The sequence below is a fragment of the Roseateles sp. NT4 genome (assembly GCF_051857475.1).
Classification (GTDB): domain Bacteria; phylum Pseudomonadota; class Gammaproteobacteria; order Burkholderiales; family Burkholderiaceae_C; genus Pelomonas.
The window spans coordinates 1,044,188-1,057,885 of sequence record NZ_JBPZGZ010000001.1; the positions used below are offsets into that span (position 1 = coordinate 1,044,188).

At 68.2% G+C, this 13,698-nt stretch carries 13 protein-coding genes; 11 read left to right on the forward strand and 2 right to left on the reverse strand.

Annotated elements, in window-relative coordinates:
• Positions 1-46 precede the first annotated feature (46 nt).
• The 6 genes from ACS5PN_RS04900 (at position 47) to ileS (ending at position 7,600) form a co-directional block, all read left to right on the forward strand.
• Complete coding sequence (locus ACS5PN_RS04900; RefSeq protein ID WP_439462813.1) at positions 47-1,246, forward strand: acyl-CoA dehydrogenase family protein; 1,200 nt, start codon at positions 47-49, stop codon at positions 1,244-1,246.
• A gap of 12 nt (positions 1,247-1,258) precedes the next feature.
• Positions 1,259-2,386 carry an acyl-CoA dehydrogenase family protein gene (locus ACS5PN_RS04905; protein WP_439462814.1) on the forward strand — a complete coding sequence of 376 codons (1,128 nt, stop codon included), beginning with the start codon at positions 1,259-1,261 and terminating at the stop codon, positions 2,384-2,386.
• A 16-nt stretch (positions 2,387-2,402) separates the two neighbouring features.
• Positions 2,403-2,948, forward strand: a complete 546-nt coding sequence (locus ACS5PN_RS04910; RefSeq protein WP_439462815.1) for a DUF3617 domain-containing protein — start codon at positions 2,403-2,405, stop codon at positions 2,946-2,948.
• Positions 2,945-3,682: a pseudouridine synthase gene (locus ACS5PN_RS04915; protein WP_439462816.1), complete on the forward strand. Its 738-nt coding sequence runs from the start codon at positions 2,945-2,947 to the stop codon at positions 3,680-3,682. The genes ACS5PN_RS04910 and ACS5PN_RS04915 overlap by 4 nt, the downstream gene beginning before the upstream one ends.
• 5 nt (positions 3,683-3,687) lie before the next feature.
• Positions 3,688-4,704, forward strand: a complete 1,017-nt coding sequence (locus ACS5PN_RS04920) for a bifunctional riboflavin kinase/FAD synthetase (RefSeq protein WP_439462817.1) — start codon at positions 3,688-3,690, stop codon at positions 4,702-4,704.
• A 73-nt stretch (positions 4,705-4,777) separates the two neighbouring features.
• A complete protein-coding gene (gene ileS / locus ACS5PN_RS04925; protein ID WP_439462818.1) occupies positions 4,778-7,600 on the forward strand; it encodes an isoleucine--tRNA ligase in 2,823 nt (940 codons plus the stop codon).
• 150 nt (positions 7,601-7,750) lie between these two features.
• Here ileS and ACS5PN_RS04930 read toward each other — a convergent pair whose 3' ends face one another.
• Positions 7,751-8,257, reverse strand: a complete 507-nt coding sequence (locus tag ACS5PN_RS04930) for a DUF1269 domain-containing protein (RefSeq protein WP_439462819.1) — start codon at positions 8,255-8,257, stop codon at positions 7,751-7,753.
• Between the two features lie 114 nt (positions 8,258-8,371).
• Between ACS5PN_RS04930 and lspA the strand changes: the two genes are divergently transcribed.
• Positions 8,372-8,866 (forward strand): signal peptidase II, encoded by a 495-nt coding sequence (gene lspA / locus ACS5PN_RS04935; protein ID WP_439462820.1) that lies wholly within the window; start codon positions 8,372-8,374, stop codon positions 8,864-8,866.
• A 93-nt stretch (positions 8,867-8,959) separates the two neighbouring features.
• Positions 8,960-10,426, forward strand: a complete 1,467-nt coding sequence (locus ACS5PN_RS04940; RefSeq protein ID WP_439462821.1) for an ATP-binding protein — start codon at positions 8,960-8,962, stop codon at positions 10,424-10,426.
• Between the two features lie 9 nt (positions 10,427-10,435).
• Here the strand turns inward: ACS5PN_RS04940 and ACS5PN_RS04945 are convergent, their stop codons facing one another.
• Positions 10,436-11,425 carry a quinone oxidoreductase family protein gene (locus ACS5PN_RS04945; protein ID WP_439462822.1) on the reverse strand — a complete coding sequence of 330 codons (990 nt, stop codon included), beginning with the start codon at positions 11,423-11,425 and terminating at the stop codon, positions 10,436-10,438.
• 62 nt (positions 11,426-11,487) lie between these two features.
• On the opposite strand from ACS5PN_RS04945, the gene ACS5PN_RS04950 reads away from it, so the two are divergent.
• The 3 genes from ACS5PN_RS04950 to ACS5PN_RS04960 are packed head-to-tail and all read left to right on the forward strand — an operon-like array spanning position 11,488 to position 13,686.
• Positions 11,488-12,390 carry a DMT family transporter gene (locus tag ACS5PN_RS04950; protein ID WP_439462823.1) on the forward strand — a complete coding sequence of 301 codons (903 nt, stop codon included), beginning with the start codon at positions 11,488-11,490 and terminating at the stop codon, positions 12,388-12,390.
• Positions 12,390-12,980, forward strand: coding sequence for an RluA family pseudouridine synthase (locus ACS5PN_RS04955; RefSeq protein ID WP_439462824.1), 591 nt, complete (start codon positions 12,390-12,392; stop codon positions 12,978-12,980). The genes ACS5PN_RS04950 and ACS5PN_RS04955 overlap by 1 nt, the downstream gene beginning before the upstream one ends.
• A gap of 1 nt (position 12,981) precedes the next feature.
• On the forward strand, positions 12,982-13,686 hold the full coding sequence (locus ACS5PN_RS04960; protein ID WP_439462825.1) for an SDR family NAD(P)-dependent oxidoreductase: 705 nt from the start codon (positions 12,982-12,984) through the stop codon (positions 13,684-13,686).
• The last annotated feature ends 12 nt before the right edge of the window (positions 13,687-13,698 follow it).

Here is a 13,698-nt window from a genome sequence, read left to right on the forward strand (position 1 = left end):
AAACGCGCGGATTCCCATCACGACAACGCCGCGACGCGAGAGACAAATGGACCTCAACTTCACCGATGCGGAGCTGACCTTCCGCGCCGAGGTGCGCGAATGGGTGCGCGCCAACCTGCCGGCCGATATCGCCCACAAGGTGCGCAACGCGCTGCGCCTGAACAAGGACGATCTGCAGCGCTGGGCCAAGATCCTGGGCGCCAAGGGCTGGCATGGCTGGGCCTGGCCCAAGCAGTTCGGCGGCCCGGGCTGGAATGCCGTGCAGCGCCATCTCTTCGAAGAGGAATGCGCCCTCGCCTGTGCGCCGCGCATCGTGCCCTTCGGCCCCGTCATGGTCGCCCCCGTCATCATGGCCTTCGGCTCGCCCGAGCAGCAGCAGCGCTTCCTGCCCGGCATCATGAGCGGCGAAGTGTGGTGGAGCCAGGGCTACAGCGAACCGGGCTCGGGCTCCGACCTGGCTTCGCTGAAGTGCCGGGCCGAGCGCCAGGGCGACAAATACATCGTCAACGGCCAGAAGACCTGGACGACGCTGGGCCAATACGGCGACTGGATCTTCTGCCTGGTGCGCACGTCTTCTGAGGGCAAGCCGCAGACGGGCATCAGCTTCCTGCTGATCGACATGAAGACGCCGGGCGTCAGCGTCAAGCCCATCATCATGCTGGACGGTGAGCACGAGGTGAACGAGGTCTGGTTCGACAACGTCGAGGTGCCGGCCGAGAACCTGATCGGCGAGGAGAACAAGGGCTGGACCTATGCCAAGCACCTGCTCTCGCACGAGCGCACCAACATCGCCGACGTGAACCGCGCCAAGCGCGAGCTGGAGCGCCTGAAGCGCATCGCCAAGGCCGAAGGGCTCATGGATGACCAGCGCTTCCGCGACCAGATCGCGCTGTGCGAGGTCGATGTCGTGGCGCTGGAGATGATGGTGCTGCGCGTGCTGTCCGGCGAGCGCACCGGCAAGCAGCCGCTGGATGTCGCCGGCCTGCTCAAGATCCGCGGCAGCGAGCTGCAGCAGCGCTACACCGAGCTGATGATGCTGGCCGGCGGTCCGCTGGCCCTGCCCTATGTGCACGAGGCCATGGAAGCCGGCTGGCAAGGCGACCAATGGCTGGGCGGCGCCTGGATCGGCGGTGCCGACCACGCCATCCCGCTGACGGGCAACTACCTGAACGTCCGCAAGACGACGATCTACGGCGGGTCCAACGAAGTGCAACGCAACATCGTCGCGCAGACGGTGCTGGGCTGAGGGAGACAAGACATGGATTTCGATTTCTCTGAAGACCAGGAAGCCCTGCGCGACGCCGTGCGCCGCTTTGTCGACAAGGATTACGGCTTCGAGCGCCGCACGCAGATCGAACGCGCCGGCGGTTTCGACCGCGGCGCCTGGGAAGGCCTGGCCGGCCTGGGCCTGACGGCGCTGGCCGTGCCTGAGGCCCATGGCGGCATGGGCTTTGGCGCCGTCGAGGCAATGGTGGTCATGGAAGAGCTGGGCCGCGGCCTCGTCATGGAGCCGGTGGCCCAGGGCGCGCTGATCGCGCCGGCCCTGCTCAGCAAGGCCCCCGACGCGCTGCAGGCCGAATGGCTGCCGCGCATCGCCGGCGGCGAGGCCCTGGTCGTGCTGGCCCATCAGGAAGCCAAGTCGCGCTACCGCCTGAACCGCGTCACCACCCGCGCCGTCGACGGCAAGCTGACCGGTGTGAAGAGCCTGGTGCCGGCCGGCGACGTGGCCGATGCCTTCATCGTGCCGGCTCGTGTTTCGGGCGCGGATGACGCTTCGGAAGGCATTGCCCTCTACCTGGTCGAACGCTCGGCGGCCGGCGTGCACACCCGCCCCTATTCGATCTACGACGGCTCGCGCGCCGCCGAGCTCCATCTCGACAACACGCCCGCCCAGCTCATCGCCGGCCCCGACCAGGGCCTGGCCCTGCTGGAGCTGGCGGCCGACATCGGCATTGCGGCGCAAGCTGCCGAAGCCGTCGGCGTCATGGAGAAATACCTGGCCCTGACCGTCGACTACCTGAACACGCGCAAGCAGTTCGGCGTCGTCATCAGCAGCTTCCAGGCCCTGCGCCACCGCACGGCCGATGTGAAGATGCAGCTCGAGTTGGCCCGCTCGATGAGCTATTACGCCACGCTGCGCCTGGGCGACGTACCCGCCGTGCGCCGCCGTGCCGTTTCGCAGGCCAAGGTGCAGCTCGGCAACGCCATGCGCTACGTCGGCCAGCAATGCACGCAGATGCACGGCGGCATCGGCGTCACCGACGAGTACGCCGGCAGCCACTACTTCAAGCGCCTGACCGTCATGGAGATGCAATGGGGCGACACCCTGCATCACCTGGGTGAAGTCAGCGCGCGGATGCAGGACACTGCAGGGGTGTTTGCCTGACCTTGGAGGTCGCCCCATGAAGCTCTTCGTTGTCCTGACGCTGGCCGGCCTGGCCGCTGGCGCCGCCCACGCCCAGAACATGAAGCCTGGGCTGTGGGAGTTCAAGCAGACGCCCCAGCTCGACCCGGCCCGCCAGGCCCAGATGGCGCAAGCCCAGAAGGCCATGGAAAGCATGCCGCCCGAGCAGCGCCAGATGATGGAGAAGATGATGGCCAGCCGGGGCGTCAACGTCAGCATGTCGGGCGGCGCCATCACCATCAAGACCTGCGTCACCAAGGAGCAGGCCGAGCGCAACATGGCGCCGGTGCATCAGCAGGGCAACTGCAGCCAGGACGTCAAGCGCAGCGGCAACACCATCCAGACGCATTTCGTCTGCACCGACCCGGCGTCCGAGGGCGACGCCACCGTCACGCTGCGCGGCAACGAAGGCTTCACCAACGACGTCACCATGCGCCACCAGCGCCAGGGCAAGACCGAGACCACCAGGGTCAGCGGTGAAGGCCGCTGGCTGGGCGCCGACTGCGGCGATGTGAAGCCCATGCAGTCGCCCCAGGCCAAGTGAAGCAGAAGCTGTCGCAGATCCTGTTCAGCCAGGGTTTCGGGACGCGCCGACTGTGCGCGGGGCTGGTGTGGCACGGCGAGGTCAGCGTCAACGGCGAGGTCGTCGAGGAACCCGATACCGAGTTTGAGACGCAGGGGCTGCGCTTCACCGTCAACGGCCAGGAGTGGCCCTGCTTCGACAAGGCCCTGGTGCTGCTGAACAAGCCGGCCGGCTATGAGTGCTCGCAAAAGCCCAAGCACCATCCCAGCGTGCTGAGCCTGCTGCCGGCGCCGCTGCGCGAGCGCGGCGTGCAGCCCATCGGTCGCCTGGATGAAGACACGACCGGCCTGCTGCTGCTGACTGACGACGGCACTCTGATTCACAAGCTGACCTCGCCCAAGCACCATGTGCCCAAGGTCTACGAGGCGCGCTGCAAGCATCCGCTGACGCCGGCGATGGTTGAGCAGCTGCTGGCCGGCGTGGAGTTGAAGGAGCCTGAGAGCAAGCCGCCCGGCAAATTCCAGCGCCCCCCCGAGATCAGCAAGGCCGAAGGTGCCGAGATCGTCGACGAGACCCTGCTGCGCCTGACCCTGATCGAAGGTAAATACCACCAGGTCAAGCGCATGGTGGCGGCGGTCGGCAACCGTGTCGAGGCCCTGCACCGGCCACAGTTCGGCGCGCTGACGCTGTCGCCCGACCTCAAGCCGGGTGAATGGCGCTGGATAGGCAGCCCGACCGAGGTCTGGGGACAATAGGGCCGATGCGAGTTTTCAGAGGCTTCCACCATCCCGGCATCGCCCCCGCCTGCGCGCTGACCATCGGCAATTTCGACGGCGTGCACCGCGGCCACCAGGCCATGCTGGCTCTGCTGCAGTCCGAGGCCCGGCACCGCGGCCTGCCGACCTGCGTGCTGAGCTTCGAGCCGCATCCACGAGACTTCTTTGCCGCCAAGGCCGGCAAGCCCGAGCTGGCGCCCGCCCGCATCGCCAATCTGCGCGACAAGCTGGTCGAGCTGGAGCGCTGCGGCGTCGACCAGGTCGTCATCCTGCGCTTCGACGAGGCCCTGGCCTCGCTGCCGGCCCAGGACTTCATCCGCCAGGTGCTGGTGGATGGCCTGGGCGCCCGCTACGTGCTCGTCGGCGACGACTTTCGCTTCGGCGCCAAGCGCCAGGGCGACTACGCCACGCTGGACGCCGCCGGCCAGGCGCGCGGCTTCGACGTCGCCCGCATGATGAGCTACGAGGTGCATGGCCTGCGTGTCAGCAGCTCGGCCGTGCGCGAGGCCCTGGCCGCCGGCGACATGGCTGGCGCCGCCTCCCTGCTGGGCCGGCCCTATGCCATCACGGGTCATGTCACGCATGGGCGCAAGTTGGGTCGCCAGCTGGGCGAGAGCCAAGCGGGCGCCGCCGACGGCTTTCGCACGCTGAACCTGCGCTTCGCCCATGACAAGCCGGCTGCGCACGGCATCTTTGCCGTCCTCGTCCACGGTCTGACGCCCGACCCCCTGCCCGGCGTCGCGAGTCTGGGCCGCCGCCCCACCGTCGAGGACGCAGGCCGCGTGCTGCTGGAGGTCCACTGCCTGGCATGGCCCCTGGGTCCCGAGGGGGGCTACGGTAAACTTGCCCGCGTGGAACTGCTGCACAAACTTCGCGACGAAGCCAAGTACGACGGGCTGGAAGCGCTCACGGCTGCCATTGCGGCCGACACGGCTGCAGCGCGCGCCTTCCTGGCCACCCACGCCGCCCAGCGTCGCCAGACCACGCGCGACCGAATTTGAAGCGGCGCCCTGCCGCTCTTCGCTCCGCCCTCCCCGCTTTTGAATTGCCAGGCCCGCAGCCTGGCCGCATGCCATGACCACCCCGGACTACCGTTCCACGCTCAACCTGCCCGACACGCCCTTCCCGATGCGCGGCGACCTGCCCAAGCGCGAACCGGGCTGGGTCAAGGCCTGGGATGAGCAAGGCCTGTACAAGCGCCTGCGCGATGCCCGCTGCGGCAAGCCGAAATTCGTGCTGCACGACGGCCCGCCCTATGCCAATGGCCAGATCCACATCGGCCACGCCGCCAACAAGATCCTGAAGGACATGATCGTCAAGGCGCGCCAGCTGGCGGGCTTTGATGCGGCCTACATCCCCGGCTGGGACTGCCACGGCCTGCCCATCGAGAACCAGATCGAGAAGACCTTCGGCCGCGGCCTGCCGCGCGACGAGGTGCAGGCCAAGAGCCGCGCCTACGCCACCGAGCAGATCGACGGCCAGCGCGCGGACTTCAAGCGCCTGGGCGTGCTGGGCGAATGGGACAACCCATACAAGACGATGAACTACGCCAACGAGGCCGGCGAAATCCGCGTCTTGAAGCGCATGTTCGAGCGCGGCTTCGTCTATCGCGGTCTGAAGCCTGTGTACTGGTGCTTCGACTGCGGCTCGTCGCTGGCCGAGTTCGAGATCGAGTACGCCGACAAGCAGTCGCCGGCCGTCGATGTAGCCTTCCTGAGTGCCGAGCCCGACAAGCTGGCCGCCGCCTTCGGCGTCGCGCCGCTGACCAAGGACGCCTTCACCGTCATCTGGACGACGACCCCCTGGACCATCCCGGCCAACCAGGCGCTCAACCTGAATCCCGAGTTGCCTTACGCCCTGGTCGACACGCCCAAGGGCTATTTCGTCGTCGCCGAGGCGCTGGTGGAGAAGTGCCTGGCGCGCTGGCAGCTGGAAGGCAGCGTCGTCGCGACGGTGCCGGGTCGCAAGCTCGAGCTGCTGAAGTTCAAGCATCCGCTGGCCCATGTGGATCCCGGCTATGACCGCGAAAGCCCGGTCTACCTGGCCGACTATGCGACGGCCGAGGACGGCACCGGCGTCGTCCACTCCGCACCCGCCTATGGCCTGGACGACTTCCAGTCCTGCGTCGCCCATGGCATGGCCTTCGACGACATCCTCAACCCAGTGCAGGGCAACGGCGCCTACGCGGCCGACCTGCCGCTGTTCGGCGGCCAGCACATCTGGAAGGCCAACCCCGTCATCGCCCAGGCTCTGCTGGACGCCGGCCGCCTGATGGCGCAGAGCAAGTTGACCCACAGCTACCCGCACTGCTGGCGCCACAAGACGCCCGTCATCTACCGTGCCGCGGCCCAGTGGTTCGTGCGCATGGACGAGGGCGACGGCCTGTTCACCACCAACAAGGCGCCCGACAGCCTGCGCAAGACCGCGCTGGCCGCCATCGAAGCGACCAGCTTCTACCCCGAGAACGGCCGCGCCCGCCTGCACGACATGATCGCCGGCCGGCCCGACTGGTGCATCTCTCGCCAGCGCAGCTGGGGCGTGCCCCTGCCCATCTTCCTGCACAAGGACACGGGCGAGGCGCATCCCAACACGCTGGAGTTCATCGAGCGCGCCGCGCAGCTGGTGGAGGCCAACGGCATCGAAGCCTGGTCCAAGCTCGACGCCGCCGAATGGCTGGGCGAGGAAGCCGCCCAGTACACCAAAGGCAACGACATCCTGGACGTCTGGTTCGACTCCGGCTCCACCTTCGAGCATGTGCTCAAGGGCAGCCACAAGGGCGCCGGCCATGAGACCGGCCCCGAGGCCGACCTCTACCTGGAAGGCCATGACCAGCACCGTGGCTGGTTCCACTCCTCGCTGCTGATCGCCTGCGCCCTCTACGGCCGCGCGCCCTACAAGGGCCTGCTGACCCATGGCTTCGTCGTCGACGGCCAGGGCCGCAAGATGAGCAAATCCATGGGCAACGTGGTCGCTCCTCAGGCCGTGTCGGACAAGTTCGGCGCCGAGATCCTGCGCCTGTGGACGGCCGCGACCGACTACTCGGGCGACCTCGGCCTGGACGAGAAGATCCTCGCCCGCGTCGTGGACAGCTACCGCCGCATCCGCAACACGCTGCGCTTCCTGCTCGCCAATGTCAGCGACTTCGATCCGGCGACGGACGCGGTTGCCGCTGAGGACCTGCTGGAGGTGGACCGCTACGCCCTGGCCCGTGCGGCCGAGCTGCAGACCGACATCCTGGCCCACTTCGAGCGCTACGAGTTCCACCCCGTCGTCGCCAAGCTGCAGGTCTATTGCTCCGAAGACCTCGGCGCCTTCTACCTCGACGTGCTGAAGGACCGCCTCTACACGACGGCGCCCAAGAGCCTGGCCCGCCGCTCGGCGCAGACCGCGCTGTGGCAGATCACGCACGCCATGCTGCGCTGGATGGCGCCCTTCCTCAGCTTCACCGCCGAGGAAGCGTGGCAGGTGTTCGCCAAGGGCGAGAGCATCTTCACCGAGACGTATTGGGACTTCGGCAAGACGGACGCCTCGCTGCTGGCCAAGTGGAGCCGCATCCACGAGATCCGTGACGAGGTCAACAAGGCCATCGAGGCGGTTCGCACGACCGGCGCCGTCGGCGCCTCGCTGCAGGCCGAGCTGGTGCTCAAGGTCAACGAACAGGATCAGATGCTGCTCGACAGCCTGGGCGATGACCTGCGCTTCGTCTTCATCACCTCGGCCGTCAAATTGATGTCCGCGGCGGAACTCGGCGTGACGGTGACGCCCAGCAGCCACGCCAAGTGCGAGCGCTGCTGGCACTACCGCGCCGACATCGGCAGCAATGCCGAGCACCCGACGCTGTGCGGGCGTTGCGACAGCAACCTCTACGGCGCAGGCGAGACCCGCACCGTGGCGTGATACCCCGCGTTTAGCCGCGGACCGGCGCCGGGCCGCCCCTGGCCGGCCCGCAAGCGATGTGCTTGCGGCTCAATGCCGCAAGCATCGCTGTCCCCTCGGGGGACCGACTGGGCTTGCCCGCGTTCAGCGCGGCAAGACCGGGCGAGGGGCCTACGGGAACGCCGGCACATTAGGTTCAACCCCCTCGAAGTGCGCTTCGGGGTGGGTTCGAGCCAGCAGTTCCTCGATCTCGGTGATGCGCGTGCGCGGCACGTCGACGATGAGCAGGTACTGCCCTTCCTCGATGGCCTGCTCGAAGCGTTTCAGGCGCCGGCTGGGCGTCGAGCTGCCGATCATGCTGGACGACCAGGTGCCCAACATGGCGCCCACGGCGGCCAGGCCGATGACGACGGCTGCCGGCGAGGCCGCGCTGATCGCCATCGCGGCCGCCACACCGCCCGCCGCGCCCAGGCCCGAGCCGATCAGCGCGCCGTTCTGGGCCGCTTCTACCAGATCGGAGGTCTGCAGCACATTGGCGGCATGCAGGCCGTCCATGGACGCACCCTCGGCGGCAACGAAATGGATGTGATGCTCGGTGATGCGGGCGAGCAACAGCTCGTCCATGGTGCGCCGTGCGCTGCTCAGATGGGGCAGCAGCCAGTAGATGCGCTTTCGCATGGTCATCCTCCAACAGGAGCGAGAGTTCCTCTTCTACGCCGCTTCTCCTGCGCCTACAAGCCCCGGTCCGGCGGCAAGTTACATTGGCGACCCTCGCCCCGCGACCCGTATTCCATGCCCTCTCGCTCGTCGTCCTCGTCCTCCGGCCTGACCCACTGGCTGCTGATCGCCGCCCTCATCATCCTGGCCGACCAGCTCACCAAGGTGCTCATCCTGCGCACCTTCCAGCTCGGCGACGTCCATCCCGTCACCAGCTTCTTCGACGTGGTGCGCGCCCACAACTTCGGCGCCGCCTTCAGCTTCCTGCACGGGGCCTCGGGCTGGCAACGCTGGTTCTTCCTCGGCCTGGGCCTGGCCGCAGCCGCCTTCATCATCTGGATGCTGCGCCGCCACGGCCACCAGAAGCTGTTCGGCTGGGCGCTGACACTGATTCTCGGCGGCGCCCTGGGCAATGTCATCGACCGCGCCATCCATGGCTATGTCGTCGATTTCATCCAGGTCCATGCCGGCAGCTGGTACTTCCCGGCTTTCAATGTGGCCGACAGCGCCATCACCGTCGGCGCCGTCCTGCTCATCCTGGACGAGCTGCGTCGCGTACGCCGCAGTTGAGCGCAGGCGCCGTCGCGCGCACTAGTTCACGAGGGTTCAGCGGCCTGAGATGTGACAAGCGGTGACAATCGCGCGCCTCTCACCGCCGCCTCGATGCTCCTCGACTTCTCCAGCCTCGGCCACTACGACTGGCTTGACGTGCCCCTCTGGGTCTTCGACCCCGAGCAGCAGCGCAACCTCTGGGCCAATGCCGCGGCCCTGCGCTTCTGGCATGCCGACAGCGCCGAGGAATTCCTGTCGCGCGATTTCTCCGAACATGGCGATGCCGTGCGCGAGCGCCTGGCCGTCACGGCCGCCGACCATGCCCAGGGCAAGATCGTCCGTGAGCAGTGGACCCTCTATCCCAAGGGCGAGCCGACGACGGTGATGCTGGTCTCGCGCGGCATGCGCACGCCGGAACGCCGCCAAGTCATGCTGTTCGCTGCCGACTCCCTGGGCGGCGGCGCCGATCTCTCCGCGTTGCGCGGTGTCGAGGCCCTGCAGCACACCTCGGTACGCATTGCCGTCTTTGGCCTGGGCCAGGGCGAGCTCCTGATGCGCAACCCGGCCGCGGCCCTGACCTTCGGCGACACGCCGCCCGGCCCCGGCCAGAACGAATTCACCCGCCTGTTCGCCCACACCGGCGACGCCGCCAGCATCCTCGGCCGCGTGCAGCGCGGCGAGACCTGCCGCCAGGACGTGGAGCTGATGACCCTGGCCGGCCCGCGCTGGCATGCGCTGGACGCCCGGCCCATGCGCGACCCGGTCACCGGCGACACCGTCATGCTGCTGAATGCCCGCGATATCGCCGACCTCAAGGCCAGCCAGGCGGCACTCGTCGCCGCGCGCGAAGCCGCCGAGATGGCCAGCCAGGCCAAGAGCAGCTTCCTGGCCAATATGAGCCATGAGATCCGCACGCCCATGAACGGCGTGCTCGGCCTGACCGAGCTGGTGCTGCAGACGGAGCTGAACGAGCGCCAGCGCCGCTTCATCGGCATGGCCCACCAGTCCGCCAAGGGCCTGATGACCATCATCAACGACCTGCTGGACGTGGCCAAGATCGAGGCCGGCAAGATCGTCATCGACGAGCAGCCCTTCAGCCTGCACGACTGCCTCGGTGAGTCGTTGCAGCCCCTGCTGCTGCAGGCCCACGACAAGGGCATCCAACTGCACGCCCGTGTGCAACCCGGCGTGCCGTCCTGGATGATCGGCGACGCACTGCGCCTGCGTCAGGTGCTGATCAACCTGATCGGCAATGCGCTGAAGTTCACCGAGCACGGCGAGGTGCGCATCGAGATCGCCATGGCCGATCCGCATGACAACGACGGCCCCGACCGCCTGCGCCTGCGCGTGGCCGTCACCGACACCGGCATCGGCATGACGCGCGACCAGATCGGCCAGATCTTCGATCCCTTCACCCAGGCTGACGGCAGCATCACAAGGCGCTACGGCGGCACCGGGCTGGGCCTCACCATCGTGCAGCGCCTCGTCGGCCTGATGGATGGCCAGATCAGCGTGGAGAGCGAGCCCGGCGTGGGTTCCAGCTTCAGCTTCGAGCTGCAGCTCGGCCGTGTGATCTGAGCATCGCCTTCAAGGCAGCAGCACGGCGCTGCCGAGCAGTTGGCGGGCTTCCAGGTCGCGGTGCGCCCGGGCTGCGTCCGCCAGGGCATAGCGCTTGTCGATGCGGATCTTGACCTTGCCGCTTCCCACCATCTCGAACAGCTCGTCGCCCATGGCCTGGGTGGACTCGCGCGTGGCGAGGTGGGTGAACAGCGTCGGCCGCGTCACATAGACCGAGCCCTTGGCCGCCAGTGTGCCCACATTGAAGGCCGGCACGGGGCCCGAGGCGCCGCCAAAGCTGGCCAGCAGGCCGAAGGGCGCAAGGCTGTTCAGCGAACCTTCCCAGGTGTCGGCGCCCACCGAGTCGTAGACCACCTTCACGCCGCGACCGCCGGTGATCTCGCGCACCCTGGCGGCGAAGTCAGTGTCGCGACGGTAGTTGATGGCATGCGTGGCGCCATGGTCCAGGGCCAGCTGGCACTTCTCGTCGCTGCCCGCCGTGCCGATGAGCTGCAGGCCCAGGGCCTTGGCCCATTGGCAGGCAATCAGGCCGACGCCGCCAGCAGCCGCATGGAAGAGCACGAAATCGCCCGCCTGCAGTCCGCCCTGGGGCAGGGTCTTGCGCAGCAGGTATTGCACCGTCAGGCCCTTGAGCATCATGGCCGCCGCCGTGTCGGTCGCAATGGCGTCGGGCAGCTTGAGCACGCATTTGGCGGGCATCACACGCGCCGTCGCATACGCGCCCGGCGGCTGGCTGGCGTAGGCGGCCCGGTCGCCAGCGCGCAGATGCGTGACGCCCTCACCCACCGCTTCGACGACGCCGGCGCCTTCCATGCCCAGGCGGGCCGGCAAGGGCAGCGGATAGGTCCCGTTGCGGTGATAGACATCGATGTAGTTCAGCCCGCAGGCTTCATGACGGATGCGGATCTCGCCCGGCCCGGGCGCGCCGACCTCCGCGTCCATCAGCTGCAGTTGCTCCGGGCCACCCGGGGCCTCGATGACGATGGCCTTTTCGCTCATCAACGTCTCCTAGTTGCGATCCCGGTTATCGTGCCAGCCCTTTGCCCGCTCGTCTTGCCTGGATGAAGCTGACCCCACGCCTTGCTGTGCTGCTGACGGTGCCGCCCCTGCTCTGGGCCGGCAACGCCGTCGTCGGCCGCATGGTGCGCAACGACATCCCGCCCATGGCGCTGAACGCGCTGCGCTGGCTGATCGCCTTCCTGCTGCTGGCCCCACTGGCGCGCCGGCTGCTGGCCCGTCCCGGCGAAGCCCTGAAGCGCTGGCGTGGCCTGGCCTGGCTGGGCTTTCTAGGCATGGGTTGCTACAACGCGCTGCAATACCTGGCCCTGCACACCTCGTCGCCACTCAACGTCACGCTGATCACGGCCAGCATGCCGGTCTGGATGCTGGGCGTGGGCGCCGTCTTCTACGGCGTGAAGCCCAAGCCGCGTCAGCTGGCCGGCGCGGCCCTGTCGCTGCTCGGCGTGGCCGTCGTCATCGCGCGCGGCGACCCGGCCTCCCTGCTGGCCGTGCATTTCGTGCCGGGCGACCTGCTGATGCTGGTGGCCCTCTTCACCTGGGCCATCTACTCCTGGATGCTGGCGCGGCCGGCACCTGGCCTGCGCCCGGGTGAGCGGCCCGACTGGAACTGGGCCGAGATGCTGATGTCGCAGTTGATGTTCGGCGTCGTGTTCTCGGGCGTGGCGGCAGGCGTCGAGCAGGTCGTCGCCCCTGCTCCCATCCACTGGAGCCCGACCCTGGTCGCCGTGCTGGCCTATGTGGCCATCTGCCCGTCGCTGATCGCTTACCGCTGCTGGGGCATGGGCGTCGCCGAGGCCGGTCCGGCCCTGGCCGGCTTCTTCGTCAACCTGACGCCGGTCTTCGCCGCCATCATCTCGGCGGCCCTGTTGGGCGTGGCGCCGGCCTGGTACCACGGCCTGGCCTTTGTGCTGATCGCCGCCGGCATCCTGGTCTCGTCGCGCTGATGCAGGTGCTGCACGTCGACGACCGCCTCGTCGTCATCGCCAAGCCGGCCGGCCTGCTCAGCGTGCCCGGGCGAACCGAGCCGGATTGCGCGAGCGCGCGCGTGCAGGCCCTCTACCCGGACGCGCTGATCGTGCACCGCCTCGACCAGGCCACTTCGGGCCTGCTGCTGTTGGCGCGCGGCATCGAGGCCCAGCGCGAGCTCAGCGCCGATTTCGCCGAGCGCCGTGTCGGCAAGTGCTATGTCGCCGTCGTTGCCGGCCGCCTGGAGGGTGAAGGCTTGATCGACTTGCCGCTGGGCGCCGACTGGCCCAACCGCCCGCGCCAGCAGATCGACCTCGAACAGGGCAAGCCGTCGCAGACCCGCTGGCGCGTGCTGGCCCACGAGGGCGATCACACGCGGGTCGCACTGGAGCCGCTGACCGGCCGCAGCCATCAGCTGCGCGTGCACCTGGCCCATCTCGGCCACGCCATCCTCGGCGACGCGCTCTACGCTTCGGCCAAGATTGCCGCGGCCGCGCCACGCCTGCTGCTGCACGCCAGCGAGCTGCAGGTCGCCGGCCATCACTTCATCTGCCCACCGGAGTTCTGAAATGCATCTCTACATCGTCACCGGCAGCTCGCGCGGCCTGGGCGCCGGGCTGGTCCAGCAGCTCACGCAAGCCGGCAACACCGTGGTCGGCATCGCCCGCAAGACCAACCCCGCGTTGCAGGCCGAACAATGGGCCGTCGACCTCGCCGAACCCCAGGCTGCTGCCGAACGCCTGCAGGCCTGGCTGCGCGCAAACACCGGCTGGCAGAGCGCCACGCTGATCAACAACGCCGCCCTGCTCAGCGAGCCCGGTCCGCTGGCGGCATCCGACCTCGGGGAACTGTCCGCCGCTTTGCGCGTCGGCCTGGAAGCCCCCACGCTGCTGAGCCGCGTCTTTCTGGCCGAGACCGCCGGCGTGCCGACACGGCGCATCCTCAACATCTCCTCAGGCCTGGGCCGGCGTGCCATGGCCGGCAGTGCTGCCTACTGCGCCATCAAGGCCGGGCTGGACCACCTCAGCCGCGCGCTGGCGCTGGAAGAGCCCGATGTCGGCATCGTCTCGCTGGCACCCGGCGTCATCGACACCGACATGCAGGTCCAGCTGCGTGGCGCCGATCCGGCCCGCTTCCCCGAGCAGACGCGCTTCCAGGGCTTGAAGGACGGCGGCCAACTGCAGGCGGCCGACGCCACGGCGGCCGCGATTGTTCGGTATTGCATGCGGTCAGACTTCGGAAAAACCGTCGTTGCCGACATCCGGGACGCTTGAAAATCCTGAATT

Coding starts and splice junctions, on each gene's coding strand:
- ACS5PN_RS04900 (WP_439462813.1), top strand. CDS start 47: ATGGACCTCAACTTCACCGATGCGGAGCTGACCTTCCGCGCCGAGGTG.
- ACS5PN_RS04905 (WP_439462814.1), top strand. CDS start 1,259: ATGGATTTCGATTTCTCTGAAGACCAGGAAGCCCTGCGCGACGCCGTG.
- ACS5PN_RS04910 (WP_439462815.1), top strand. CDS start 2,403: ATGAAGCTCTTCGTTGTCCTGACGCTGGCCGGCCTGGCCGCTGGCGCC.
- ACS5PN_RS04920 (WP_439462817.1), top strand. CDS start 3,688: ATGCGAGTTTTCAGAGGCTTCCACCATCCCGGCATCGCCCCCGCCTGC.
- ileS (WP_439462818.1), top strand. CDS start 4,778: ATGACCACCCCGGACTACCGTTCCACGCTCAACCTGCCCGACACGCCC.
- ACS5PN_RS04930 (WP_439462819.1), bottom strand. CDS start 8,257: ATGCGAAAGCGCATCTACTGGCTGCTGCCCCATCTGAGCAGCGCACGG.
- lspA (WP_439462820.1), top strand. CDS start 8,372: ATGCCCTCTCGCTCGTCGTCCTCGTCCTCCGGCCTGACCCACTGGCTG.
- ACS5PN_RS04940 (WP_439462821.1), top strand. CDS start 8,960: ATGCTCCTCGACTTCTCCAGCCTCGGCCACTACGACTGGCTTGACGTG.
- ACS5PN_RS04945 (WP_439462822.1), bottom strand. CDS start 11,425: ATGAGCGAAAAGGCCATCGTCATCGAGGCCCCGGGTGGCCCGGAGCAA.
- ACS5PN_RS04950 (WP_439462823.1), top strand. CDS start 11,488: ATGAAGCTGACCCCACGCCTTGCTGTGCTGCTGACGGTGCCGCCCCTG.
- ACS5PN_RS04955 (WP_439462824.1), top strand. CDS start 12,390: ATGCAGGTGCTGCACGTCGACGACCGCCTCGTCGTCATCGCCAAGCCG.
- ACS5PN_RS04960 (WP_439462825.1), top strand. CDS start 12,982: ATGCATCTCTACATCGTCACCGGCAGCTCGCGCGGCCTGGGCGCCGGG.